The 24439-nt window shown below is 65.3% G+C and carries 21 protein-coding genes; 15 read left to right on the forward strand and 6 right to left on the reverse strand.

The window, feature by feature from the left end:
* Positions 1-52: 52 nt before the first annotated feature.
* Entirely contained in the window at positions 53-2035 is a 1983-nt protein-coding gene (locus AC3A6F_RS15565) for a bifunctional 2',3'-cyclic-nucleotide 2'-phosphodiesterase/3'-nucleotidase (RefSeq protein ID WP_487682829.1), read from the reverse strand.
* 165 nt (positions 2036-2200) lie between these two features.
* Between AC3A6F_RS15565 and prfB the strand changes: the two genes are divergently transcribed.
* The 3 genes from prfB to lysS all read left to right on the forward strand — a co-directional run bounded on the left by prfB (position 2201) and on the right by lysS (position 5550).
* A protein-coding gene (prfB, locus tag AC3A6F_RS15570) for a peptide chain release factor 2 (protein WP_487682229.1) occupies positions 2201-3305 on the forward strand; the annotation gives its coding sequence in 2 pieces (ribosomal slippage) (positions 2201-2281 and positions 2283-3305; 1104 coding nt in all).
* A gap of 14 nt (positions 3306-3319) precedes the next feature.
* The gene (locus AC3A6F_RS15575) at positions 3320-3985 is read left to right on the forward strand and encodes an HAD family hydrolase (RefSeq protein WP_487682231.1); all 666 of its coding nucleotides are present in this window, start codon (positions 3320-3322) and stop codon (positions 3983-3985) included.
* 26 nt (positions 3986-4011) lie between these two features.
* A complete protein-coding gene (gene lysS, locus AC3A6F_RS15580) occupies positions 4012-5550 on the forward strand; it encodes a lysine--tRNA ligase (protein WP_487682233.1) in 1539 nt (512 codons plus the stop codon).
* A 202-nt stretch (positions 5551-5752) separates the two neighbouring features.
* Here the strand turns inward: lysS and ppnN are convergent, their stop codons facing one another.
* On the reverse strand, positions 5753-7159 hold the full coding sequence (gene ppnN, locus AC3A6F_RS15585; protein WP_487682235.1) for a nucleotide 5'-monophosphate nucleosidase PpnN: 1407 nt from the start codon (positions 7157-7159) through the stop codon (positions 5753-5755).
* A 262-nt stretch (positions 7160-7421) separates the two neighbouring features.
* Between ppnN and AC3A6F_RS15590 the strand changes: the two genes are divergently transcribed.
* Positions 7422-8927, forward strand: coding sequence for a peptide MFS transporter (locus tag AC3A6F_RS15590; RefSeq protein WP_487682237.1), 1506 nt, complete (start codon positions 7422-7424; stop codon positions 8925-8927).
* Positions 8928-8994: 67 nt separating this feature from the next.
* Here AC3A6F_RS15590 and AC3A6F_RS15595 read toward each other — a convergent pair whose 3' ends face one another.
* Positions 8995-9894, reverse strand: a complete 900-nt coding sequence (locus AC3A6F_RS15595; RefSeq protein WP_487682239.1) for a LysR substrate-binding domain-containing protein — start codon at positions 9892-9894, stop codon at positions 8995-8997.
* A 105-nt stretch (positions 9895-9999) separates the two neighbouring features.
* On the opposite strand from AC3A6F_RS15595, the gene AC3A6F_RS15600 reads away from it, so the two are divergent.
* Complete coding sequence (locus tag AC3A6F_RS15600) at positions 10000-10911, forward strand: NAD-dependent epimerase/dehydratase family protein (RefSeq protein ID WP_487682242.1); 912 nt, start codon at positions 10000-10002, stop codon at positions 10909-10911.
* Between the two features lie 54 nt (positions 10912-10965).
* Here AC3A6F_RS15600 and AC3A6F_RS15605 read toward each other — a convergent pair whose 3' ends face one another.
* Positions 10966-13236 carry an OPT family oligopeptide transporter gene (locus AC3A6F_RS15605; protein ID WP_487682244.1) on the reverse strand — a complete coding sequence of 757 codons (2271 nt, stop codon included), beginning with the start codon at positions 13234-13236 and terminating at the stop codon, positions 10966-10968.
* Positions 13237-13433: 197 nt separating this feature from the next.
* On the opposite strand from AC3A6F_RS15605, the gene AC3A6F_RS15610 reads away from it, so the two are divergent.
* The 10 genes from AC3A6F_RS15610 (at position 13434) to AC3A6F_RS15655 (ending at position 22312) form a co-directional block, all read left to right on the forward strand.
* Positions 13434-15857, forward strand: a complete 2424-nt coding sequence (locus AC3A6F_RS15610; RefSeq protein ID WP_487682831.1) for a penicillin-binding protein 1A — start codon at positions 13434-13436, stop codon at positions 15855-15857.
* Between the two features lie 136 nt (positions 15858-15993).
* On the forward strand, positions 15994-16353 hold the full coding sequence (locus AC3A6F_RS15615) for a DUF1428 domain-containing protein (RefSeq protein ID WP_487682246.1): 360 nt from the start codon (positions 15994-15996) through the stop codon (positions 16351-16353).
* Between the two features lie 134 nt (positions 16354-16487).
* Positions 16488-16880, forward strand: coding sequence for a PAS domain-containing protein (locus AC3A6F_RS15620; RefSeq protein WP_487682248.1), 393 nt, complete (start codon positions 16488-16490; stop codon positions 16878-16880).
* A gap of 7 nt (positions 16881-16887) precedes the next feature.
* Complete coding sequence (locus tag AC3A6F_RS15625; RefSeq protein ID WP_487682250.1) at positions 16888-17712, forward strand: PAS domain S-box protein; 825 nt, start codon at positions 16888-16890, stop codon at positions 17710-17712.
* Entirely contained in the window at positions 17702-19474 is a 1773-nt protein-coding gene (locus AC3A6F_RS15630; protein WP_487682252.1) for a putative bifunctional diguanylate cyclase/phosphodiesterase, read from the forward strand. Before AC3A6F_RS15625 ends, AC3A6F_RS15630 begins: the two co-directional genes overlap by 11 nt.
* A 117-nt stretch (positions 19475-19591) precedes the next feature.
* The gene (locus AC3A6F_RS15635; protein ID WP_487682254.1) at positions 19592-19855 is read left to right on the forward strand and encodes a hypothetical protein; all 264 of its coding nucleotides are present in this window, start codon (positions 19592-19594) and stop codon (positions 19853-19855) included.
* 86 nt (positions 19856-19941) lie between these two features.
* A complete protein-coding gene (locus AC3A6F_RS15640; protein WP_487682256.1) occupies positions 19942-20211 on the forward strand; it encodes a hypothetical protein in 270 nt (89 codons plus the stop codon).
* 116 nt (positions 20212-20327) lie between these two features.
* Entirely contained in the window at positions 20328-20492 is a 165-nt protein-coding gene (locus AC3A6F_RS15645; protein ID WP_487682258.1) for a hypothetical protein, read from the forward strand.
* Positions 20489-21307: an HDOD domain-containing protein gene (locus AC3A6F_RS15650; protein WP_487682260.1), complete on the forward strand. Its 819-nt coding sequence runs from the start codon at positions 20489-20491 to the stop codon at positions 21305-21307. The genes AC3A6F_RS15645 and AC3A6F_RS15650 overlap by 4 nt, the downstream gene beginning before the upstream one ends.
* Positions 21308-22312, forward strand: coding sequence for a 5'-nucleotidase (locus tag AC3A6F_RS15655; protein WP_487682262.1), 1005 nt, complete (start codon positions 21308-21310; stop codon positions 22310-22312).
* Here AC3A6F_RS15655 and AC3A6F_RS15660 read toward each other — a convergent pair.
* Both AC3A6F_RS15660 and AC3A6F_RS15665 read right to left on the reverse strand, forming a co-directional pair.
* Entirely contained in the window at positions 22266-23585 is a 1320-nt protein-coding gene (locus AC3A6F_RS15660) for a GDSL-type esterase/lipase family protein (RefSeq protein ID WP_487682264.1), read from the reverse strand. The genes AC3A6F_RS15655 and AC3A6F_RS15660 overlap by 47 nt on opposite strands.
* Positions 23586-23654: 69 nt before the next feature.
* Complete coding sequence (locus AC3A6F_RS15665; protein ID WP_487682266.1) at positions 23655-24326, reverse strand: class I SAM-dependent methyltransferase; 672 nt, start codon at positions 24324-24326, stop codon at positions 23655-23657.
* Between the last annotated feature and the right edge of the window lie 113 nt (positions 24327-24439).

The raw sequence follows: 24439 nt of genomic DNA on the forward strand, positions 1-24439 counted from the left end.
CAGCAAACTTGGGTCCCCGCCTTCGCGGGAACGACGTGCGACGGGTAACGATTTACTTCGACAGGTCCACCGCATACAGCGCGGTGCCCTTGCCACTACCATCGTCCGCCTTCAACTGGCTGACGTTGTCGATCCCCGCCTCCCGCGCCAGCCCGACCAGGTCCGGCGCCGAATGGAACACCACCGGCCCGGCCGTCTTTACTTGCGCAAAACGCCAGCTGCGCGCCGCGCCCTGGGTCTTGCGGCTCAGTTCCTTCGCATTGCGGATGTAGTCGATCAGGATATCGCGGTTATTGTCGGGCGAAGCCAGCACCACATTGCTGCCATTCAGGCCCGGGAAGCCGCCACCGCCGCTGGCGCGGTAGTTATTGGTCGCCACCAGGAATTCCTGCTTGGCCTCGACCGGTTTGCCCTGGTAGGACAGCTTGCGGATGCGGTCACCCGGCGCGCGCGTCACGTCGATCTCGTAGCTCACGTCGGGCGAGGTGATAGTGTCGAAGTTAAAACTCGGAAAGCGGCTGTTGACAAGCTCCTGCGCCTCCAGCTTCGCAGGATCGATGGTATTGAAGCGCCCCGCCGCCGTTTCCAGCCAGGCCTTCAGGCCCGCGCCGTCGACCTTCACCGCATACAGCGAGTTCGGGAACAGGTACAGGTCGGCCGCGTTGTTCAAGGCGAGGTCGCCGGCCGGCACGTCGGTGTAATCGGCCACGGTCGGAAAGCCAGCCTTGAATGGCGCGGTTACCGACAACACCGGCAGCTTGGCGTACTGCGGCAGATTGGCCTGGACGTACTTGCTGACGTACTCGGCCTGGGCGCGGTTGACCACTTCCAGCGCCGATGGATCGCCGACGTCGGCGAAATACGTCGTCATGCGGAAAGCCGAACGGCCGACAGGCGTCTTGACGTAGGCGATGGTCGCCTCGTGCTCGGCGCGCACCAAGGCCGTCACTTCAGCATCCGGCTCGACGAAGGTCTTCGGCGCGGTCTGGGTCGAACGCGCTTGAACCACGGTCTTGTCCTTCTCGACCGTCCAGCGCTTGCCGTCCGACTTGAGGTGCAGCTGGACCACGCCCAGATGTTTGCCCCACTGGCTCGGCATCACGGCCGGCACGCCGTGCACCAGGCCGCGTACCTTGTCCACGCCCGGCAGGTTGAACTGACCGACCGTGCTGTCCTTGTTCGGGAACAGCTGGTGCGCGTGGCCCATCAACACCACGTCGACTCCCGGCACCTTGGCCAGGTGCCAGTTGGTGTTTTCCATCGTCGGCGAATAGGTGGCGTCATCCAGGCCCGCATGGCCCAGCACCACGACCAGCTCGGCGCCCTTCTTGCGCATCTCGGGGATGTAGCGCTCGGCGCTGGCCTTGACGTCGACCGGCTTGACGCGGCCCTCGAGCCAGCGCTTGTCCCACGACATGATGTCCGGCGGCGTGAAGCCGATGATGCCCACCTTGACGGTGCTCTCGACCCGCTTGCCGTCCTTGCCGGTCGCGACGATCTTTTTGTCGATGATCTTGTAGGGCGCGAACAGCGGCTGGTTCGTCTGCAGGCTGTGGATATTGGCCAGCACGATAGGGAAATTCGGCCCGGCGCAGGGCTTGGCCTGCGGCGCGACGTCCTTGACCTTGAAGCTGCTGCCGGTGATCTGGTTCAGGAAAGGCAGGCCGTAGTTGAACTCGTGGTTGCCCATCGTGCCGCCCTCGTAGCCGAGCGCGTTCATGATTTTATAGATACCCAGCACCTGCTCGCAGCCCGGCGGTTTCACGAGCGCCTGGTAGTCGGCGAAGGCCGTGCCCTGGATCGTGTCGCCATTGTCGAGCAGCAGCGTGTTGGCGAATTCCTTGCGCGCCTGGCGGATGAGCGTGGCAGTGCGGTCGAAGCCGATCGAGGCGTCCGGGGCCAGCTTGTAGTAGTCGTAGCCGACCACGTTCGAGTGCAGGTCGGACGTCTCGAGCACCGCCAGCACGGCGGTCGAACCGCTCGGGGCCTGGGCAGCGTGGACGGGAAGGATGAGAAGCAGCGGCGCGAAGGCCATGCCAATTTGGTAACGCAAGGAGGGTTTCATGAGAAGTTCTGGAAACGAGACGGGGCCGATGATACGGCAGCGGCTACCGGCGTGGCAATCCATACGGCTTCGTCGGCGCAGTCGTCAGGTATAATCCCCGGTTCGATTCAACCAACTAATGAGACTGCCGAGACCATGGAAGCCGAACGCATCAACGCCATTTCCGCCCTGCTGAACGACCTGACGGGTCGTGAGGCCGAACTTCGGAGGTATCTTTGACTTCGATAAGAAGTCGGAGAAACTAGAACAGGTCAACCAGGAGATGGAAGACCCTTCCATCTGGAACGACCAGAAGAAAGCCCAGGAAATGGGCAAAGAGAAGAAGGCGCTGGAAGGCGTCGTGCACGTGCTCGAGAAGGCCAAGGCCGACCTGGCCGACGCCCGCGACCTGTTCGACATGGCGCGCGAGGAAGGCGATGACGACACCATCGAAGCGGTGTCCGCCGACCTCGAAGCCGTCCAGAAGATCATTGAGGCGATGGAATTTCGCCGCATGTTCAGCAACCCGATGGACCATGCCAGCTGCTTCATCGACATCCAGGCCGGCGCCGGCGGCACCGAAGCCCAGGACTGGGCCTCGATGCTGCTGCGTCAATACCTGCGCTACTGCGAACGCAAGGGCTTCAAGGCCGAGATCCTCGAACAGTCCGAGGGCGAGGTCGCGGGCATCAAGACCGCCACCATCAAGGTCGACGGCGAGTACGCCTATGGCCACCTGCGCACCGAGACCGGCGTGCACCGTTTGGTGCGCAAGTCGCCGTTCGACTCGGCCAACGGCCGCCACACCTCGTTCACCTCGCTGTTCGTGTATCCCGAAGTGGACGACTCGATCGAGATCGAGATCAACCCGGCCGACGTGCGCATCGACACCTACCGCGCCTCGGGCGCCGGCGGTCAGCACATCAACAAGACCGATTCTGCGGTGCGCCTGACGCACGGCCCATCGGGTATCGTCGTCCAGTGCCAGAATGACCGATCGCAGCACCGCAACAAGGCCGAGGCCTGGGACATGCTGCGTGCGAAGCTGTACGAGCTCGAACTGCGTAACCGCATGAGCGAGCAGCAGAAACTGGAAGACTCCAAGACCGACGTCGGCTGGGGCCACCAGATCCGCTCCTACGTGCTCGACCAGTCGCGCATCAAGGACTTGCGCACCGGCTTCGAAACGGGCAATACCAAGAACGTGCTCGACGGCGATCTGGACGATTTCATCTCCGCATCCCTCAAGCAGAACGTCTAACAAGGTAGAACCCGATGACCACACCCGAGCGCGCGCTGATCTTCGACATGGATGGCACCATCGTCGACAATATGGACTTCCACACCCAGGCGTGGATCACCTTCTTCGCGCGGCGCGGGAAAGCCATCGAGCCCGATGCCTTCTTCCGTGACACGGCCGGCCGCCAGGGCAAGGAAATCCTGCGTCACTACATGGGTGAGGAACTCACCGATGACGAACTGGCGACCCTGAACCACGAGAAGGAAGTGCTGTACCGCGAGCTGTATGCCCCGCACCGCAGCACCCTGCCCGGCTTCGACGCTTTTATCGAGGCGGGCGCCGCCCGTGGCTGGAAACTGGCGGTGGCCACCTCGGCCTCGCCGGGCAGCGCCAGCTTCATCCTCGACGAAATGGACCTGCACCGGCGCTTTGACGCGGTGGTGGTCGGCACGGTCGACGTCCCGCGCGGCAAGCCGCATCCGGACGTCTTCCTGAAGGCGGCAGACCGCTGCGAGACGATGCCGGCCCAGTGCATCGTGTTCGAGGACGCGCCGCTGGGCGTGGAAGCGGCGCGCCGCGCCGGCATGCGCGCGGTGGTGCTCACCACCACCCTGCCGGCCGAGGCCTTCGCCGAGTTCGACAACGTCATCGCCATCGTCAACGATTTCACGCAGCTGGACGTTGAGACCCTGCTGGCCTGAATCCACCAAGACTAGAATCACACAATATGACCACCGAAAACCAAGAACAGAGTCCGCTGCAGGCTCTTGATGAAAACAAGATCATGGCCGAGCGCCGCGCCAAGCTGGGTGCGATCCGCGAAAAAGGCGTCGCCTTCCCGAACGACTTCGTCCCGCAGCACAAGGCCGCGGACCTGGTCGAGACCTATAACGGCAAGACCCGCGAAGAACTGGAAGCCGAACCGGTCGCCGTGGTGCTGGCCGGCCGCATGATGCTGCGCCGCGAAGCGGGCAAGAAAGCCGCTTTCGCCACCCTGCAGGACAGCTCCGGTCCGGCGGCATCGGGCCGCATCCAGGTCTACATCGCGCTCGACAACGCCGGCGAGGAAGCCATGGACGCACTGCGCAGCTACGACCTGGGCGACATCCTGGGCGTCGAGGGCACGCTCTTCAAGACCAAGACCGACGAACTGACCGTCAAGGTCACCGCGCTGCGCCTGATCACCAAGGCGATCCGCCCGCTGCCGGACAAATTCCACGGCCTGGCCGACCAGGAAACCAAGTACCGCCAGCGCTACGTCGACCTGATCATGAACGAAGAGACGCGCCGCACCTTCAAGGCGCGTACCGCCGCGATGTCGTCGATGCGCCGCTTCATGGAAAAGAACGGCTTCATGGAAGTCGAGACCCCGATGCTACACCCGATCCCGGGCGGCGCCGCGGCCAAGCCTTTCATCACCCACCACAACGCGCTGGACATGGAAATGTACCTGCGCATCGCGCCGGAACTGTACCTGAAGCGCCTGGTGGTGGGCGGCTTCGACCGCGTGTTCGAGATCAACCGCAACTTCCGCAATGAAGGCGTGTCGGTCCGTCACAACCCGGAATTCACGATGATGGAATTCTACGCGGCCTACACCGACTACAAGTGGATCATGGACTTCACCGAGCAGGTGATCCGCCAGGCCGCGATCGACGCCCAGGGCAGCGCCGTGCTGAGCTACGGCGGCCGCGAGCTGGACCTGTCGAAGCCGTTCCAGCGCCTGACCATCGTCGAGGCGATCGACAAGTACGCGCCGGGCTACACCCCCGAGCAGCTGAACGACGCCGAGTTCATCAAGACTGAGCTGAAAACGAAATTCGGCGTCAAGCCGTTCGCTACCGCCGGCCTGGGCGCGCTGCAACTGGCGCTGTTCGAAGAGACCGCCGAAGCGCTGCTGTGGGAGCCGACCTTCATCGTCGACTACCCGGCCGAAGTCTCGCCGCTGGCGCGTGCCTCGGACACCCGTGAAGGCGTGACCGAGCGTTTCGAGCTGTTCATGGTGGGCCGCGAGATCGCCAACGGCTTCTCGGAGCTGAACGATCCCGAAGACCAGGCCGCACGCTTCCTGGCCCAGGTGGCCGCCAAGGATGCGGGCGACGACGAGGCGATGTTCTACGACGCCGACTACATCCGCGCGCTCGAATACGGCATGCCGCCAGCCGGCGGCTGCGGCATCGGCATCGACCGCCTGATGATGCTGATCACCGACTCGCCGAATATTCGCGACGTGCTGCTGTTCCCGCACTTGCGCAAGGAAGACTGATGCAAGAAAGCCGCCGAAAGGCGGCTTTTTTTTCGTCGATCGACCAAAGCTTTGACGCTACGGCCCGGGCCTCTCGCACGTCGTCCCCGCGCAGGCGGGGACCCCAGTTTGTTTGCGTAGCCAATGCGTTTAACGTCAGTGGCGGCGCAAAACACTTAGGTTCCCGCCTGCGCGGGAACGACGTGCTGGAGCAGCGTGCCGTTTATTGCACGATCGTATAGCAAGGCGTATACGCCTTGCCCGGCAATTTCATGCGGCTCTGCTCCACGAACGACGCCAGCAGCGCATCCATCGGCCCCATGATCTCGGCTTCGCCACTGATCTCGTACTTGCCGTACTGTTCGATCGCGCGAATCCCCTCTTCCTTCACATTCCCCGCCACCACGCCCGAGAACGCACGCCGCAGGTTTGCAGCGAGCAAATGCGTCGGAATTCCGCGATGCAGGTCGAGTCCACGCATATTCTCGTGCGTCGGCTTGAACGGCTTCTGGAACTCGTGGTCGATCTTGAGCCGCCAATTGTAGTAATAGGCGTCGCTATTGGCCTTGCGGAAGGCACGCACCTCTTGCACGCCGGCCTGCATCGCGCGCGCCACCGCGTCCGGATCGTCGATGATGATCTGGTAACGCCGCTGCGCCTCCTGGCCCAGGGTCACGCCGAGAAAAGCGTCGATCTGGGTGAAATAGTCGCGCGCCGAGGCTGGGCCAGTAAACACCAGCGGGAACGGAATCTCGGCATTGTCCGGATGGAGCAGGATGCCAAGGATGTACAGGATCTCTTCGGCGGTGCCGGCGCCGCCCGGGAACACGACGATGCCGTGGCCGGTGCGCACGAAGGCCTCCAAACGTTTTTCGATGTCCGGCATGATCACCAGGTCGTTGACGATCGGGTTCGGCGATTCGGCCGCGATGATGCCCGGCTCCGAGATGCCCAGGTAACGCCCGCTGCCGAGACGCTGCTTGGAGTGGCCGATGGTGGCGCCCTTCATCGGGCCCTTCATGGCGCCCGGTCCGCAACCGGTGCAGATGTCCATCTCGCGCAGGCCCAGCGCATAGCCGACCTTCTTGGTGTAGTTGTATTCGATGCGGCTGATCGAGTGGCCGCCCCAGCACACCACCAGGTTCGGATTGCGCTGCGGCTGCAGTACATTGGCGTTGCGCAGGATGTGGAACACGGCATCGGTGATGCCTTCGCTGCGGGTCAGGTCGAATTTGGGGTTGTCGGTGACGTCGAAATTAACAAACACGATGTCGCGCAGCACCGAGAACAGGTGCTCGTGGATGCCGCGGATCATCTTGCCGTCGACGAAGGCGTTGCCCGGCGCATTGCGGATGTCGAGCTTGATGCCGCGTTCGCGCTGCATGATGTTGATTTCGAACGACGCATAGCGCTCGAGCAGCTCCTTGCCGTCGTCGATGTCGCTGCCGGTATTGAGCACGGCCAGCGCGCACTTGCGGAATACATCGTACAGGCCGGCCTTGCCGGTTTCGAGCAGCTTGGACACCTCGGCCTTCGACAGTACTTCGAGACGGCCTTGGGGTGAAATCAGGGTATCGACAAGTTGCAGGCTTTCGGGCGAAACGAGTGTATCGACTACTTCATGGGTCATGGTCTGGCTATCCTCGGTTATTCGATGGTACGGATGGTGGTGTAAAGACTATCCTGACAAGCAATATACGCCAATCCGGCGGTGCATGCGTGCCCCAGAATAGGGTGCGGTGCACCATCTTCGAACCGCATTAACACATCCGGAAAAATTCTTCTTGTGATGAAGAATATGCACTAGAATGCGTGCCTATTGGAATGTTCGCCCGTCGAATGGCTCCATATAACTATTACTCTGTCATTACATTTTCTTCGGGAGGAACCGCATGAGCGGTGCAGCTACTACACCCGCCAAGGGACCTCTTCCAGAATTCAAGCAGATCATGGGCCACCCAGCACCGCTGTGGATGCTGTTCATGACCGAATTCTGGGAGCGCTTCGCTTTCTACGGCATTCGTTGGGCACTCGTGCTTTATATCGTCGCCCAGTTCTACGGCGGCGATGCGGCCGGCCAGGCCGACGCCAACCTCACCTACGGTTCCTACCTCGCGCTGGTGTATGCCGGCGCCGTCTTCGGCGGCTACGTGGCCGACCGCGTCATCGGCTACCAGCGTTCGATCCTGGTCGGCGCCATCTTCATGGCGGCCGGCCTGTTCATGATTTCGATCCCGAACCATGACGTGTTCAAGCTCGGCCTGGCGACCATCATCGTCGGCAACGGCCTGTTCAAACCGAACATCTCGACCATGGTCGGCCAGCTGTATGCGCTGAACGATACCCGCCGCGATTCCGGCTTCACCATCTTCTACATGGGCATCAACGTCGGCGCCTTCTTTGCGCCGATCCTGACCCAGATCCTGGCCGAGAAGGTGTTCGGCACCGAAGCCATGCCGTCGTACAAGATCGTGTTCCTGGCCTCGGGCATCGGCATGCTGATCTCGCTGTTCTGGTTCTACGTCGGCCGCAAGTCCCTGAAGGGCATCGGCGCGCCGATCGGCGACCTGGCCAATCCAAAACGCCTGATCTTCACGATCATCGGTGCACTGGTCGTGATCCCGATCATGTACCTGCTGCTGCAGGCCGGCGCCAACAACCTGCAGGTCCTGCTGACCATCCTGTTCATCGGCCTGGCCGCGATGCTGGTCATGGAAGGCATCCGCGAAGGCAAGGTCGCGCGCGACAAGACCTGGGCCATGATGATCATCTTCTTCTTCAACATCCTGTTCTGGTGCTTCTTCGAGCAGGCCGGCAGCTCGTTCACCTTCCTGGCCGATAACATCGTCGACCGCAACTTCGGCGACTGGACCTTCCCGGTAGCCTGGTTCCAGTCGGTGAACTCGGTCGCCATCATCGTGTTCGCGCCGATCATCGCCACGATCTGGGTGTGGCTCGGCAAGCGCAACTCGAACCCGTCGATCCCGCGCAAGTTCGGTCTCGGCCTGGTGTTCAACGCGCTGGCCTTCGGCCTGTTGATGTACGCGCTGTCGCAGCTGATCAACGACAACGGCAAGATCCCGTTCTGGACCCTGTTCGCGGTCTACGTGATCCAGTCGATCGGTGAACTGTGCCTGTCGCCGATCGGCCTGTCGATGGTGACCAAGCTGGCGCCTACCCGCCTGGTGGGCCTGGGCATGGGCGGCTGGTTCCTGTCGACCGGTATCGGCAACAACCTGTCGGGCATCTTCGCTTCGCACGTCTCAGGCGACACCGGCATGTCGGTGACCTCGGCCCTGGGCGGCTACAGCTTCGGCTTCTGGTCGCTGCTGGGCGGCGGCGTGCTGCTGCTGCTGCTGGCGCCGGTGATCCAGAAACTGATGCACGGCGTGAAGTAAGAACGTCCTGTTCTGACAAGAATGGCGGCCCGCGGGCCGCCGTTTTTCATTCCAGCTACAAGATCCCTTATCTGTAGTCGAGATGTGCGCTCATGGCGGCCATCTCGGCCACCATCCATTCGCGGAAGCGCCGCACCTTGAGCATGTGTTCCTTGTGCGGGTTAGCGAGAAAGCGGTAGCCGTTCGCGAACGGCACGCTGCGGCAGGGGATCAGGCGCAGGGCGCCGGAAGCGATGTCCTGGAACGCGATCCCGTATGGCACCAGGGCCACGCCCTGCCCCGCCACCGCCGCCTGCACCAGCACGCCCCAATGGCTGTAGGCGCGCGAGAAATCGTAATCGCCCTTGAGCGCACGGTTCTCGTTGAGCAGCTGCAGCCAGGCCTCGGGCGAGTGCACGATCAATAGACGGTGCTCGTCCAGGTCGGCCAGGGTCAGCGCCGCCTGGCCTGGCGCGAGCAGTTCGGGACTGTAGGCCGGCACCAGCCGCTCGCGAAACAGCACCGTCGGATCGCCATCCGTTACCGGGCCATAGCGGATCGCGACGTCGGTGCTGTCGGCGTGCAGATCGACCGGGGCATCGTTCGAGTCGAGCCGGATGTCCAGTTCCGGATACAGCTTGGTAAAACGGTGCATGCGTGGCACCAGCCACTTGATCGCGAACGAGTGGGTGGTGGCGATGCGCAGCACCGCCTCTTCGTCGCCGCTCTGCAGGGCGGTAACCTTGGCGCGCAACTCGCCCAGCATGCGGGCGGTGGCGATCGCCAGCTCCTGCCCCTTCTCCGTCAAGGCGATGTGGCGCGGATGCCGCACGAATAGAGCAAACCCAATGGTTTCTTCCAGCTGCTTGACCTGGAGGCTGACCGCGGCCGGTGTCTTGTGCAACTCGTGCGCGGCCAGCTTGAAACTGCCCCAGCGCGCGGCGCACTCGAAGTCGATCAGGCCCGAAAGGCTCCGCAAGGCCTTCATTTGGCATCCATGGCTAAGTTTTTCTTATTCATTGTCCATACTTTTTCTCGGTTGATGAATTGTACTGCCACTAGGAAAATAGTGGCGATCACACAAGGAAGCGCCATGCCCAAGAATATTCTCGTGATCGGTGGGACCCGGTTTTTCGGCAAGCTGCTGGTGCAGCGCCTGGTCCGGGCCGGCCACCACGTCACCATCGCCACCCGCGGCTACGCGCCGGACCCCTTTGGCGATCGCATCACGCGGGTGCGTGTCGACCGCCGCAACGAGCACGCCATGCGCGTCGCCTTCGCCGGCGTGAAGTTCGATATCGTCTACGACCAGATGTGCTATTCGCCGCTGGACGCCGCCATCTCGAGCCGCGTCTTTGGCGGCAATGTCGGCCGCTACGTCATGACCTCGACCATCGACGTCTACCGCGCGCTGGAACCGCAGTCGCAAGCCTTCGACGAAGAATCGCTGCACGTCGACGCCCAGCCGATCGATACCGCCTACCCATGGCACGATCCGGCGCGCGCCATCGACAGCTATGTCGCCGGCAAGGTGCAGGCCGAGGCTTATCTGTACCGCGCCGGCAGCATGCCCGTGGTAACCGTGCGCCTCGGCCACGTGCTGGGAGGACCGGACGATTTCACCGGCCGCCTGGCCCATTATGTCGACCTGGTGCGCCAGGGCGCCGCCCTGCACTACACCAGCGCCAAGGCGCGCACCTCCTTCCTGGAGGCGCGCGAAGCGGCCGACTTCCTGGTCTGGGCCGGCGCCCAGGAGTTTACCGGGCCGGTAAACGCCGCGGCCGATGGCGCGCTGTCGGCCTACGAGCTGCATGGCCGTGTGGCGGCGGCGCTGGGCGTGGCGTCGCGCATGCGCAAGGTCGCCGCGGGCAGCCCATCTCCGTTCGACCTGCTCACGCCGCTGATGCTCGACACCAGCCGCGCGAAAGAACTCGGCTACCGCTTCAGCGATACCGACGACTGGATCGACAGCGCCATTCGCCAGCACGACCTGGCCTACGTCTGATCCACAGCCCTTTAAACAGCAGCGCCGGCTCAATGCCGGCGTCGTCGTTTGCGCCTAGGTCTTCTTGACCTTCTCGCGCGCTACCCACCACAGCAGCAGCACGATGGCGCCATACGGAATCATGCTGAGCCAGTTCGCGCTCGCCCCTTCGAAGAACGGATTCGACACCCTGGCCCAGGCGCCGATGGCAGCGTCGAAGTCGGTGAAGATACCGGCCGTGATGGCGATGATGATGCCCGCCAGCGCGCCGCCGGCGATATAGCCCGAGGCCAGCAGCACGCCCGCGCTGCGGTCGCCCGCCGCCTGGCGCTCTTCTTCGTTCAGGTGCGCGTTCTGCGGCAGCTTGTTGTTGCGGCGATCGGCCAGCCAGCGCACGGTGCCGCCGATCGCGATCGGCAGCGTCGCCACCAGAGGCAGGTAGACGCCGACCGAGAATGCCAGCGAAGCGATGCCCGCCATCTCCAGCACGATCGCGATCATCACGCCGAACAGCACCAGGGTCCACGGCAGTTCCCGGTCCAGGATGCCCTTGATGATATAGGACATCAGCACCGCCTTCGGCGCATCGTACTTCTTCACCTCAGTGCCGTCCGGCCGCGTGCTGTGATGGCCGTTGATGCCCGGGTCGACCAGGTACACCGCCTTGCCCGCCGCATCGACGAAGTACTTGCCGGCCGGGCCGCCCACGGTGTCGGTCTTGTGCCAGACCTTATAGGTGTTCGGGTCATCCTTGGCCTGCGGGCCATGCAGCTGCCCGGTGTCCGTCAGCGTCCTCGCGTCGACCGTGAGGCCGGGCGCCACCTGGGCGGCCGGCACGTAGACGGTGCCGGCTTCGTTCAGCTTGAGCAGGATCGGCCCCAGGATCAGGGCCGAGGCGAAGGCGCCGCACAGGATCGCATACTGCTGCATGCGCGGGGTGGAGCCGACCAGGTAGCCGGTCTTGAGGTCTTGCGAGGTGGTGCCGGCATTGCTGGCGGCGATGCAGACGATGGCGCCCACCGACAGCGCGGTCACGTAATATTGGCCGCCGGTCCAGCCCATCAGCAAAAAGATCAGGCAGGTAAACAGCAGGGTCGCCACCGCCATGCCCGAGATCGGGTTCGACGACGAGCCGATCTCGCCGGTCAGGCGCGAGGACACGGTAGCAAACAGGAAACCGAACACCAGGATCAGCACCGCGCCCAGCACGTTCATGTGCAGCGGCGTGGCCAGCGAGATGATGGCGATGATGGCCAGGCAGCCGATCACGACCCACTTCATCGGAATGTCGCGGTCGGTGCGCAGCGACTCGTCGCCCTTCGAGCCCTGCCGCACCCCGGCCAGGCCGCCGCGCAAGCCGTTCCAGATTGTCGGCAGCGAGCGCGCCAGCGAGATCAGGCCGCCGGCCGCCACCGCGCCGGCGCCGATGTACAGGATGTACGAGGCGCGGATGTCGTCGCCTGTCATGTCGCGGATCGGGATCGTGGCCGGCGACAGCGGCACGGTCGCCAGCTCGCCGAAGAACTTGATCATCGGGACCAGCATCAACGAGGCCAGCACGCCGCCGGCCGCCATCGTGTAGGCGATGCGCGGGCCGATGATGTAGCCGACGCCCACCAGTTCGGGCGAAATCTCGGCGCCGATGCTGCCGGTCTTGAGCGGCGCGCCGAACTCGAAGTTGATGGTGTCGCGCCAGCCCTTGAACGACACGCTCAAAGTTTTGTACAGGATGCCGATGCCGAAGCCGCCGAAGATCAGCATCGCGCGCCGTTTCGCCGTCTTCATGGCATCGCTGCCTTCCGCGGTCGCCGGGTCGCGCACTTCGCCCGCGGCTTCGCGCGAGACGTCGGTGGCGGCGGCCTTGAGCACCTCGGCGCAGGCCGTGCCTTCCGGGTATTTGAGTTCGCGGTGCTGGTCGACGATCAGCGTCCGGCGCAGCGGGATCATCATCAGGATGCCGAGCAGGCCGCCCAGCACGCCGACCAGCATCACGCGCGAGATCTCGAGGTCGAAACCGAGGATCATGATGGCCGGCATGGTCACGCCCAGGCCGAAGGCCAGCGATTCGCCGGCCGAGCCGGCCGTTTGCGCCACGCTGTTCTCGAGGATCGTCGATTCGCGCGCGCCGAACTTCTTGGCCATGCCGAACAGGGTGATCGCGATCACCGCCACCGGGATCGAGGCGCTGACCGTCAGGCCCACCTTGAGCACCAGGTAGAGCGAGGAGGCGCCGAAGATCATGCCCAGGATGACGCCCATGATCAGGGCGCGCGGGGTCATTTCTGGCAGCTGGGCGGTGGCGGGGATATACGGCTTGAAGCCGGCCGGTTTCGAATCGAATGGCATGGATTTCCTTCGTTGCGGATGCGGCTCGCCGTGCCGCCGGCGGGCCCAAAGCGAGAATATCGCACATGCACGAACGGAAAGAAAGTGCATATTGAAAGCGGATTATAATCGGCCGCTCCTGGCCCACATCAGGGCCGCACCGCGAAAGTCCAGCAGTGAGCGATACCAACAAGCAGTCCAGCAAAACCCTGTTCGGCATGAAGCGCCTGCACGCCTTCATCCTTATCGCTTCGACCGCGATCCTGCTGCCGATCGCCGGCGCCGTGGTCTATGCGACGACCGCGATCCTGCCCAAGGTGCCGCCGATCGATGCCGTGACCGACTACCGCCCCAAGATCCCGCTGCGGATCTACACGGCCGACAATGTGCTGATCGGCCAGTTCGGCGTCGAGCACCGCGACTTCGTGCCGATCGCGAAGATCCCGGCCATGATGAAGTCCGCCGTGCTGGCCATCGAGGACACGCGCTTCTATGAACACGGCGGCATCGACTTCATCCGCGCGCTGGGCGCGGCACGCGCCAACCTGCGCGGCGGCTTCCGGCAAGGCGCCTCGACCATCACGATGCAGGTGGCGCGCAACTTCTTCCTCACCAACGAGAAGACCCTGACGCGCAAGTTCACCGAGATCGCGCTGGCCTACAAGATCGAGGACTCCCTCACCAAGGACCAGATCCTCGAGCTGTACATGAACCAGATCTACCTGGGCCAGCGCTCCTATGGCTTCTCAAGCGCGGCCCGCAGCTATTTCGGCAAGACGCTCGACCAGCTCACGCTGGCCGAGACCGCGATGCTGGCCGGCCTGCCACAGAATCCGGCGCGCACCAATCCGGTGTCCAACCCCAAGCGCGCGCAGGCGCGCCAGCACGCCATCCTCAAGCGCCTGCTGGAACTGGGCGAGATCGACGACGCTCAGTACCGCCAGGCCCTGGCCGAACCGCTGCGCGTCAAGCGTGATGCCGGCCAGTCGTTCGACACCCGCGCCGAGTACGTGGCCGAACTGGCGCGCCAGGCCGTCTACCAGCAGTTCGGCGAAGAAGCGTACACGCGCGGGATCACCGTCACCACCACCATCCTGGCGGCCGAGCAGAACGCCGCCTACGACTCGGTCCGACGCAACGTGCTGGCATATGACGGGCGCCATGGCTACCGCGGCCCGGAAGCGCGCGTCGAGCTGCCGCCCGATGCCGAAGAGCGCGAGGAAGCGATCGTGGACGCGCTGCAAAAGCGCCCGAGCAGCGACGGCCTGTTGCCGGCCGTGGTGCTCAAGGCCAGCAGCGAAGCGGTGGTGGTCGACACGCTGTCGGGCGAAGACATCACCATCCGTGGCGCAGGGCTCAAGTTCGCCGCCAATGCCTTGTCCGCCAAGGCACGCGAGGGAGTGAAAATCACCCCGGGCGCCATCATCCGCATCAGCAAGGACAAGGATGGCGACTGGGCCATCACGCAGGTGCCGCAGGTGGCCGCGGCCTTCGTCGCGATCGATGCCGACACCGGCGCCTATCACGCGCTGGTGGGCGGCTTCGACTACAACCTGCAGAAATTCAACCACGTGACGCAGGCCTGGCGCCAGCCGGGATCGAGCATCAAGCCCTTCGTGTACTCGGCGGCGCTGGAAAAAGGCTATTCGCCGACCACCCGCATCCTGGATGAGCCGATCGAACTGCCCGGCGCTACGCTGGAGACCCCGTGGACGCCGCAGAACGACGACGGCGTGTTCGATGGCGAGGTCACGCTGCGCCAGGCGCTGGTGAAATCGAAGAACGTGCCGACGGTGCGCGTGCTGCGGGCGGTATCGGTCGATTTCGCCCACCAGTACCTGGAACACTTCGGCTTCGACCTGGCGCGCCATCCGAAAAACTACACGATGGCCCTCGGCACCGGCGCCGTCACGCCGCTGCAGCTGGCTGGCGGCTATGCGGTGTTCGCCAATGGCGGCTACCGGGTCAAGCCCTACCTGATCGCCAGGATCCAGGACGGCAACGGCGCCATCATCCTCGAGGCCAGGCCGCCGGCGGCGAAGGATGAAGCCAGCCGCGCGGTCACGGCGCGCAACGCCTTCGTGGTCGACAGCATGCTGCGCGACGTGGCGCGCTTCGGCACCGCCGCCGGCGCCACCAGACAGCTGGGACGACAAGACCTGGCCGGCAAGACCGGCACCACCAACGACGCCGTCGACGGCTGGTTCGCCGGTTATGCGGGCAATGTGGTGGCGGTGTCGTGGATGGGCTATGACGAACCGCGTTCGCTGGGCGGGCGCGAGTTCGGCTCGACGCTGGCCATGCCGATCTGGATCGACTATATGCGGGTGGCGCTGGCCAAGGTGCCGCCCGTGGAACGCACGCCGCCGGAGGACGTGGTGCACGACGGCGACGACTGGATCTACCCGGAATTCATCGATGCGGGCGAGACGCGCACGATCGACATCGAGCAGGCGCCCCTGGAGCAGCCGCTGGACCTGCCGCCCGGCAGCCAGGAAGTGCCGCCCGACGCCTCGCCGTTCGACGAGCGGCCGGCCATCGAGGCATTGCCCCCGGTGGCGCCGCCGATCGCGCCGGCTCCTGCGCCAGCGGCCGCGCCGCCATCGCCAAATCCCCCACCCGCGCACAACCCCTTGTGGTAAGCCATGTGGTAATCTCACCAGTTCCCGGCCGGCGGTCTGGCGGTCGGGACGGGTGCGGCGCGCGCGTATTTCAGCTACACCTTTCAGCAACACCTCACACATCACTTAGTGCATCACCTCACATCAGGAGATCATCATGGCGTATGTAGACGGTTTTGTCCTTCCCTTGCCCACGTCGAAGATCGACGAGTACCGCGCCCAGGCCAACTTGGCCGGCCAGGTCTGGCGCGAACACGGCGCGCTCGAATACCGCGAATGGATCGCGGACGACGTCAAGCCGGGTGAGCACACCTCGTTCCCGCAGAGCGTCAAGCTGGAAGACGGCGAGACCGTCATCCTGGCCTGGGCGGTGTATGAATCGCGCAGCCACCGCGACGCCGTGCTCGAGAAGGTGATGCAGGATCCCCGCCTGGAAGATATGATGAAACCGGGCGGCGTGCCTTTCGACGGCAAGCGCATGTTCTTTGGTGGATTCGAGAACCTGGTCGATTTATAGGCGCGCGGCGTGTCGCAACGGCACGCACATTGGAAAAATGTGAAGTGGAAAGGCGCGCACGGTTGACACTACACCTTTTCACATGCCAACATCTGTTACCTAAATTCAATAGCCGCGACCCGGCAACCGACACCATGACCGTCACGCCCCTCGCCTTCGACGCGCCCGACCTGGCTGCTCGCCTGGATCAATGCACGCCGGAACAGCTCGATGCGCTCGCGTTCGGTGTCATCGGCTTCGGCGCCGATACCAATGTCACGCTGTACAACGCCTTCGAATCCCAGGCGGCCGGCCTGTCCCCGCAACGGGTACTGGGCCAGCCCCTGTTCACCAACGTTGCGCCGTGCATGAACAATTTCATGGTGGCGCAGCGTTTCGAAGACGCGCAGCAAGACAACAGCGTGCTGGACGACACCATCGACTACGTCCTGACCCTGCGCATGCGTCCAGTCAAGGTCGCGCTGCGCCTGCTGTCGAACCCGGGCGGAAGCCACCGCTACGTGCTGGTCCAGCGCCAGCTGCGGTAAGCCCCCGATGAGCGCGGATGCAAACGACTTCGGCGCCGAGCACGAGGCGCTGATCCAGTTCCTGTACCTGGCGCCGGTGGGCCTGGTGCAGACCAACGTCCAGGGCGACGTCACCATGATGAATCCGGTCGCGGCCCAGCTCCTGATGCCACTGTCGCAGGACGGCGGCCTGGACAACCTGTTCACGGCCCTCGAGATGGTGGCGCCAGAGCTGCGCGCGCGCACCGCCCAGCATGGCGAGCCCTACGGAAAGATCTGCGACGGCCTGCACCTCTATCTGGAAGCCGGGGCCGGCGGCAAGCGGGCGTCGCAGATCCTGGCGCTCACCCTGCTCAAGCTCGATCCCGAACGCGTCATGGCGGTCATCGACGACATCACCGAACAGGTGCGGCGCGAGCGCCGGCTGCGCCAGAACGACGCCTGGCTCAAGGCCATCCTGGCCGGGGTCCAGGATTACGCGCTCGTGAGCCTCGACCTGCAGGGCCGGCTCTGCGACTGGAACGCGAGCGTCGGACGCGTCACCGGCTTCGGTCCCGACGCCGTCGGCCGGCCGTTCACGATCTTCTACCCGCCGGACACGATCGCGCTCGAATACCGCCAGGACCGGCTGCGCGAAGCCGACGCCAGCGGCTGGTCGTTCGACGAGGGCCGCCGCCTGCGCGCCGACGGCGCCGTATTCTGGGGCAGCACGCTGGTCGCGCCGCTGCCGCTGCCTGAGCACGAGGCGCTGCCCGGCGAGACCGACGGCGCCGCCTACTGCCTGATCCTGCGCGATCTCGGCACACCGCAAGACACGCCCGCCCGCCAACAGGAGCACGCCCATGCAGCATGAACCGGTCGATGCGTACGAGACGCTGGTGCAGTTCCTGTACCGGGCCCCGATCGGCCTGGCCCAGACCACGCTCGACGGCACGGTCGAGATGCTCAATCCGATGGCCTCGAGCCTCCTGATGCCGCTCGCCACCGACGCCGGGCTGGACAACCTGTTCGACGTACTGGCGCCGGTCGCGCCCCAGTTGCCGGCGATGGTCGAGGCCTTCATCGAACCTTCCGGCATGATCTGCGAAGGCCTGCGCCTGCCGGTCGGCGTGCAGCACGCCGCCAGCGGCTCGCTGCAGGTGCTGTCGCTGAACCTGACGAAACTCGACCCCGAGCGCCTGATGGCGACCGTGGCCGACGCCACCTTCGAGGTCCAGCGCGAGCAGGAAATGCTCTCGCGGCGCCTGCGCAACGCCGCCCGCACCGACAGCCTGACCCGCATGCCCAATCGCGCCGCGGTGCGCGAAGAGCTGCAGCGCCTGCTCGCGCGGCCGCAGGACGGACACGGTTTCGCGGTGCTCACCCTGAACTGCGACCGCTTCCGCCAGCTCAACGACAGCCTGGGCCAGGCCGGCGGCGACCAGCTGCTGATGCACATGGCCGACCGCCTGCGCGGCGCCCTGCGTCCGCCGGCCAGTGGGATCGAACCCGCCGCGCGCAGCGGCCAGCTGGCGGCGCGCATCGGCGGCGACGAATTCGTGGTGGTGCTGGACGGCCTGCGCGCACGCCTCGATGCCGAACGGGTCGGGCTGCGCCTGCTCGACGCCCTCGCCCATCCCTATTTGATCGGCGGCCACGAGATCGTGTGCAGCGCCAGCCTGGGGCTGGTCTGGGGGCCGGAGGCGGCGGCGCTCGATGTGCACGATGAGCACGATGCCGACAGCCTGCTGCGCGACGCCGGCATTGCGATGGTCGAAGCCAAGCGCGCCGGCGGCAACCGCCACGCGGTGTTCGAGGCCAGCATGCGCGAGCGCGCGGCGCGCCGCGCCGACATCGAGGCCGACCTGCGCCAGGCCTTGGCCGAGGAACAGCTGTTCGTGGTCTACCAGCCAGTGGTGCGCCTGTTGCCGGACGACGGCGTCGATCGCGCGGCCGGGGTCGAGGCGCTGGTGCGCTGGCGCCATCCGCTGCGCGGCGTCGTGCCGCCGATCGAATTCATCCAGGTGGCCGAAGAGTGCGGCCTGATCGGCGCGCTGGGCGACTTCGTGCTGGCGCGCGCCTGCCGCGACTTCATGGACTGGCAGACGCGCCTCGGGGACGCGGCGCCGCGCCTGATGGCGGTGAACCTGTCGCGCGCGCAGCTCGGCCAGCCCGGCTGGATCGACAGCGTCGCTGCCGTGCTGCGCACGAGCGGCATGCCGCCCGCCAGCCTGCAGCTCGAAGTCACCGAAAGCCTCGCGGCCCAGGACCAGGACACGCAAGTGCGCCTGCACGAGCTGAAGGCACTCGGCGTCAAGCTCGCGCTGGACGACTTCGGCACCGGCTACTCGTCGCTGTCGAGCCTGCACCTGCTGCCGGTGGACACGGTCAAGATCGACCGCTCCTTCGTGTGCCTGGCCGACACCAGCTTCCACCACCGCGTGCTGATCGAGGCGACCGTGAAAGTGGCCCAGAGCCTGGGCATGACGACCGTGGCCGAAGGCATCGAGACCCGCTCCCAGCTAGATGTCGTGCGCGAGCAGCGCTGCGACAAGGTGCAGGGATATTATTTCAGCCGGCCATTGCCGGCGCCAGAGCTGCTCGATTGGCTGACACAGGAAACAATCGCTGCCTGAAGCCGTAGCTGACGCAGCACTAAGGTGAAATCCTACACGGGTAGCCGCCGTGTTCCTATTCTCGCAAGTGATTGTCATTGCGAAAATGAAAACACTCAGAAACCTAAGGAGAACACCATGAAACGCACCATTCAAAGCGCAGTTCTCGTTGGCATGATGGCTTTCGGCCTGGCAGCCTGCAACACCACCGACACCACGAACGATTCGATGAGCGGCTCGAGCGCCACCGGCTCGACCATCGGCAGCGGCGTGCAAACGCCAAGCACCAACGGCGGCGCCAATAGCTGGAACTCGGGCGCGAATGGCGCCAGCGGCGTGAATGCCGCATCGGGCACCACCAGCAACAACGAACAGGCCACCGACACCCCGGTCAGCCGCTGACCGGCCTGGCGCATGCGGGGCGGCGTGGACAACCGCGCCAGGCCTTCGCGCATGCGCCAGTCCTGACTCACCGATCAAGGAGAATCATGATGAAAAAGCTGCAGACCGTTTTGCTGGGCAGCATGATGGCCTTTGCCCTGGCCGCCTGTAACACCACCGACACCACCGGCACCACCAGCGGTTCGTCCTCGGTAGGCTCGGCCCAGGCCGGCTCGACCGGCAACCCGACCATCGACGCGCAGATGGGCATCAGCCCGAACGACGTGCAGAACACCGGCCCGTCGAACGCCACCGGCAATGCCTCGACCCCGACCAATACCGGTCACACCACCACCGGCTCGAACAACGGCCAGTAACAGGTGAAACAGCGAACCGCCCGGCGCCGCGCAAGCGGCGAACGGGCCGTTTGCGTTCACGGCAGACGTTCGCGATAGAATGGCCGCATGATCCCCATCCCCGACGTCGCACGTTCATGAAACGCTGGCTCGCCCGCCTGTTCGGCACGCGCGAAGCGGGCGTAGCAATCGCCATTCCTTCCGACATGGCGGAAGACCGTCCTGGCGCCGCAGACGACGCGACACTCGCGGAACTCGACCTCGATCTCGCCTTTTCCACTGGCTGGCCGGCCCGCACGTGACTGGACGGCCCGCCCCCGACGGCCCCGTGCTCGACGAACTGGCGCGCCTGGCGCGCGATCCGGACAGCGCGGCGGCGCTGGTGCCGCGGGTGCCCGCCGTCATTCCGCAATTGTTGCGCAGCCTGCGCGAGGAGGAGACGAGCGCCGGCGCGCTGGCGCGCCAGGTGGCCCAGGACCCGGTGCTGGTCGCCGAGGTGATCCGCGAGGTAAACAGCCCCTACTACCAGCCCGCGTCCCCGATCCGCAACCTCGAAGGGGCCGTGCTGCTGCTCGGCCAGAACGGCCTCCGCATGCTGCTGGCGCGGGTCGCCTTCCGTCCGATCATCAGCCAGCAGGCCAGCCCGCTGGCGCGGCTGATTGCGCCGCCGCTGTGGCGCCAGTCCGAACTGTGCGCGCAGGCGGCCAGTTTGCTGGCGCCGCGAAACAAGGCCGATCCCTTCGAGGCGTATCTGGCGGGCCTGCTGCACAACGTCGGGCTGGTAGCGGCGTTTCGCGTGGTCGAGCAACTGCTGCCGCCAGGCGCCCTGCCCGACGGCGACGCCTTCGGCACGCGCCTGATTGCGGCGGCGCGCCTGATCTCGGCCCGTATCGCCGATGCCTGGGACCTGCCGGCGGCGATCGGCCACGCGATCGCGCACCTGGGCGATGCCGGCGCCCTGCCGACCGTGCTGCACGATGCCGACCGGCTGGCCAAGCTGCACATGCTGGCCAGGGGCGGCCAGCCCCTGTTCGTGCGCGCCGTGCTCGCGCTGCCGCCAGAGGCGCGCCAGATCTACGACAAACTTTTAGAACAATCCGACCGACAGGACGCCTGAATGCCGTTTCCCATCGAAGAAAAACTCGTGATCGGCGTCGCCTCCAGCGCGCTGTTCGACCTGTCCGAATCGCACCAGGTGTATCTCGACCGGGGCCCCGACGAGTACCGCGCCTATCAGGAACACCAGCGCGACGTCGTGCTCGCACGCGGCGTGGCCTTTCCCTTCATCCGGCGCTTCCTCAGCATCAACAAGTGTTTTCCGCAGCAGGCGCCGGTTGAAGTCGTCCTGTTCTCGCGCAACTCGCCCGAGACGGGATTGCGTGTGATGCGCTCGATCGCCCACTATGGACTCGACATCTCGCGCGCGGTGTTCATGACCGGCAAATCGCCCTACCCCTACCTGCCGGCCTTTAACGCCGCGCTGTTCCTGAGCGCGAACGAGGAAGACGTCAAGAGCGCTATTGACGTCGATTATCCGGCCGGCCTGGTGCTGCCTTCGCGCATCGCCGACGAGGAAGACGACATCGAGCTACGGGTGGCCTTCGACTTCGACGGCGTGCTGGCCGACGACGAATCCGAAGCAGTCTTCAAGCGCGACGGCCTGGGCGAGTTCCACGCCCACGAAACGCTGCACATGGCGCGCCCCCATCAACCGGGCCCACTGGCCGGGATGTTCCGCAAGCTGGCCATGCTGCAGCAGCTCGAACAGGACGCCGAGCGCGACGACCCGGACTACCGCCGCATCGTGCGCATCGCCATCATCACGGCGCGCAGCGCGCCCGCGCACGAGCGCGTCGTCACCACGCTGGGCAGCTGGGGCGTCTCGCCCGACGAGACATTCTTCTTGGGCGGGATGGACAAGAGCCGCGTGCTGTCCGTGTTCAAGCCGCACATCTTCTTCGACGACCAGCTGACCCACCTCACGGCCGGCCCGGGCGGCACGATCCCGATGGTGCACGTGCCGTTCGGGGTCGCGAACCGGCGCGCGGCCGGGGCAGTGTCGGGATCAGGCATGCCTACAGCCGCGGCAACGCCATCAAGCGATCCAGCTCCGGCTGCATAGCCCTGGCCCAGATGGCATAGCCGGCTTCGTTCGGATGCAGCGCGTCCGGCATCACGTTCGCCGGCAAGCTGCCGTCAGGCGCCAGAAATGCCTCGTTCACGTCCAGGAAGAACACGCGGCGCCCATCGGCCAACGCCGGCAGGCGCGCGTTGACTTGCTCGTTGAGGCGGCGCAGCGGACCGTCGGCCTTTGCATCGCGCGGGAAGATCGCCAGCAGCAGGATCCGCGTGCGCGGCAGGCGCTGCTTGAGTTCCTCAATATTGCGTTCGATGCCGGCCACCGTGATGGCGGGGAAGTCGCGCCGATGCCCCGCGTTATTGGTGCCGATCAGCAGCACCGCGACCTTGGGAGCGATGCCGTCCACCTCGCCGTGCCGCAGGCGCCACAGCACGTTCTCGGTGCGGTCGCCGCCGAAGCCTAGCGCCAGCGCATCGTGGCGCGCATAATGCTGCTGCCACACCTGCGCTCCCTCTTTTTCCCAGCCCTGGGTGATCGAATCGCCGACGAAGACCAGTTGCGGACTGCGGCCTTCGGCGACCATGCGCCTTGCCTCTTCCAGCTTCTGCCGGTGGCGCGGCAGCCACCAGGAGGTGGACCACGATTCGTTGAGGGTGTCGGGCGTGACAGCCACCGTGCGCCGGTCGGGGCAAGGCGTATTGGGTGTGCCGCCCTGCGCGAACGCCACATTGGCGACACTGACCTGGCCACTGCCGGTGCCCTCCAGCTGGAAGGGACGCGTGACGGCGCCAAAATCGTCGCCGTCGCGGGCGAAGCACGACATCGACAGGACGATGCGCTGCCAGCCCTTGCCTTCGGCGGCGCGTCCCGGCAAGACGTAGGAGACGTGGCGCTCGCAATCGGCGCCGCAGCCGACCCGGAACAGGATCCCGCCCTTGTCCAGCGCATCGACCTTGAGGTCGAAGGCCAGCGTGCCGGCCGCCAGGTAGGGGCGCAGGTCGAACGATGGACCGGCAAAGCGCACGCCGCTTTTCCAGATCTTATCCCAGCGCAGGGTCAGGGCTCCGCGGCTGTTCGGCCCTGCGCTGCGCGCCAGCTCAATCGCGCTGCCGGGGAACTCGGCGCGGATGCCTGCATCGGCATCGACGCGCTCGCCCGTGAGAACGTGCTCGGTATCGGGAGCGATTGCCGATACGGTCACGCCCTGGCGCGGCGCGCCGTCGAACAGGACCAGGTCGACGGGCGGCGCCGCATGCGCAAGGGCCGGCAGCAGGGATGCAATGGATAGGGAAAAGGCGGCCAGGCCTGCGCGCATGGGTGTCTCCTGTCTTTATTATGTGGAAACAGGATCATGCGCGAGTTTCAGCCCGACCACAACCCGGCCTCATGCACGACACACCCAGCCGCGGAACACCCCGCCTACATAGAACACGTCGATCTCACTGAAGCCGGCCTCGCGCAGCAGGGCCTCGTCTTCCTGCGGCGCCAGCACCGACAGGCTGGCCTCGATGCCTTCCCGCCGCTGGCGCGCCATCTCCGGCGCCACCCCGCCGGCCACCGCGAAGGCCTCGTCGCGCGCCAGCCAGCGTGCGCGTTCTTCGGCCCCACCTGCGACGCTCATGTGCATGACGACGAAGGGGCTGCCGGGCTTGAGGCGCGCGTGGATCGCGCCCAGCGCATGACGGCGCTCGTCCGGCGGCATGAAGTGCATGGTCAGCAGGCACGCCGCCGCGTCGAACGGACCGGTCGGCGCCACATCGACATAGCCCTGGTGCAGGCGCACCCGGTCGCCATGCGCCGCGACCAGTTGCCGCGCCAGGTCGAGCATCGCGGCCGATGGGTCGACGCCGTCGAAGGTCCACCCCGGCTGGCCGTTCGCGAACGCCTTCAGCTCCAGGCCGCCACCGGCGCCCAGCACCAGCACCCGCGCGTCAAGGGGTGCGCGTTCGGCCAGCAAGACCCGCGCCATGCGCTGCATGTCGGCAAAGCCAGGGACGAATTTCGGCGGGCCTTCGTGGTAGCGCGCCACCATGGCCGGATCGTGAAAATGGGACATCGGATTCCTCGTCGGGTTTATTTGTAACTTAGAATATTACGTAAACGGAGGCTATGCAAGCGTCAGGGCGGCCTGGTGCGCCTTCGTCTATAATTGACGCCTACTTTTGACGC

This window comes from Massilia sp. Soil_C_3 (genome assembly GCF_057657035.1).